Source organism: Photorhabdus sp. RM96S (assembly GCF_042879335.1).
Classification (GTDB): domain Bacteria; phylum Pseudomonadota; class Gammaproteobacteria; order Enterobacterales; family Enterobacteriaceae; genus Photorhabdus; species Photorhabdus kayaii.
The window spans coordinates 1-1,689 of sequence record NZ_JBHFKT010000114.1; the positions used below are offsets into that span (position 1 = coordinate 1).

The 1,689-nt window shown below is 48.5% G+C and carries 2 protein-coding genes; both read left to right on the forward strand.

The window, feature by feature from the left end:
- Nucleotides 1–301: 301 nt before the first annotated feature.
- Nucleotides 302–469 (forward strand): hypothetical protein, encoded by a 168-nt coding sequence (locus ACGF49_RS24490; protein WP_387493290.1) that lies wholly within the window; start codon nt 302–304, stop codon nt 467–469.
- A gap of 10 nt (nt 470–479) precedes the next feature.
- Nucleotides 480–1,689 (forward strand): group II intron reverse transcriptase/maturase (gene ltrA, locus ACGF49_RS24495; RefSeq protein ID WP_387493292.1); only part of this gene is annotated, 1,210 nt, incomplete at its 3' end.

Genomic DNA, 1,689 nt, shown 5'->3' on the forward strand with positions numbered 1-1,689 from the left:
GTGCGCTGGGCAAAGCTGCACTATTCTTGCGGGTGAAAGTCCCGTCGTAGAAAGGGAGTTAGCCAGACCACTACGTAGCGAGTCTTGCGTTTCCGGCGGTAACAAAGGAGACGAAGCGTAGACAGCGAAACACTCGAGCCGAAACCAAAAGGTGAACGTGATAGCTCCGAAATACATTTGGTCGTGTGTGCCGATAGTTTTGTTCAGCTAGCAGGAAGCAGCGTTTGAATGGTCATACTGGCAATTATCCATTCAGCCGCACACACCGGAGCCGCAGGCGTCGGCGAGTTTGTAGAGAACAGTGCGGAACCCAGGAGATCCTGATATTTCTCAATGGAATGAGTATTTCGGGTACAAGTGCCAAACACAAGGCCTGAGAAATGAATATCAGGAAGTCGGAGTCAGCCATAGTAGCGTTGAAGCGGGTAATGACCGTGGAGCGAAGGGCTGGCAGACAGATCGAACGTAAGAGGGCAACAATGACCGTACACAGCAACGACGGAGTATCATGGTTAACAAAACTTGAGCGTATAGGCGAGAAATCAGCAGGTAACAAACAATTAGTGTTCAATAACTTGGGACATCTGTTGAACAGTGACATGCTGAAAGGGCAATTCCGGCGGCTGGACGGGAGTAAAGCTGTGGGTATTGATCGCATGACAAAAGCGGCTTACGGTGAACACCTTGAGGAGAATATTCAAAACCTCATCCAGCGGATACGCAGGGGAACGTATCACCCGAAAGCCGCCCGGATCACCGAAATTCCGAAGGAGGACGGCAGTAAGCGACCACTGGCTATTTCGTGCACAGAGGACAAACTTGTCCAGCTTGCGGTCAGTGACATCCTTAACCGGATTTATGAACCGCTGTTTATGCCCTGCTCCTACGGTTTTCGGCCGGGACTAAATTGTCATGCGGCATTAAGGGCACTACAGCAACAAACCTACAGTAATTGGAATGGTGCGGTAGTGGAAATTGATATCCGAAAGTATTTCAACATGATACCTCATGATGAGCTGATGAATTTACTTCGGAAGAAAATATCAGATCGCCGTTTCCTCAGATTGATCGAGGTATTAATCACGGCGCCCGTCATAGTGGGTAAAGAAACATCCGGCAATGTGCGCGGATGTCCACAAGGTTCAATCCTGTCACCCGTGCTCGCCAATATCTACCTGCATTATGTAATAGATGAATGGTTTGGTGAAATCAGCCGTTCACATATTCACGGGCGGGCAGAGATGGTGAGGTATGCCGATGACATGGTATTCACCTTCCAGTATTCCAGCGAAGCCAAACGTTTCTATAAGGTGCTACCGAAAAGACTGAATAAATATGGACTGGAATTACACAGTGACAAATCGCAATTAATTCCTGCGGGTCACATAGCGGCAATGAGAGCCCATCAGTCAGGAAAACGCCTGCCCACGTTTAATTTTCTGGGATTTACCTGCTATTGGGGGAGAACGCGAAAAGGTCACTGGCGGCTGAAACTCACCAGCCGAAAAGATCGTTTTGCCGCCAAATTGAAGGGACTCAGGGACTTCCTTTGGAAGAATCTGAACACGACCAACAAAAGGCTTACCCTGAATATCGTCATCAGGGTGATCAGAGGCTGGATAAATTATCACGGCATATCTGACAACCAGAGACGAGTCGGGCAGTTTATCTACCAAAGTACGCGAATAA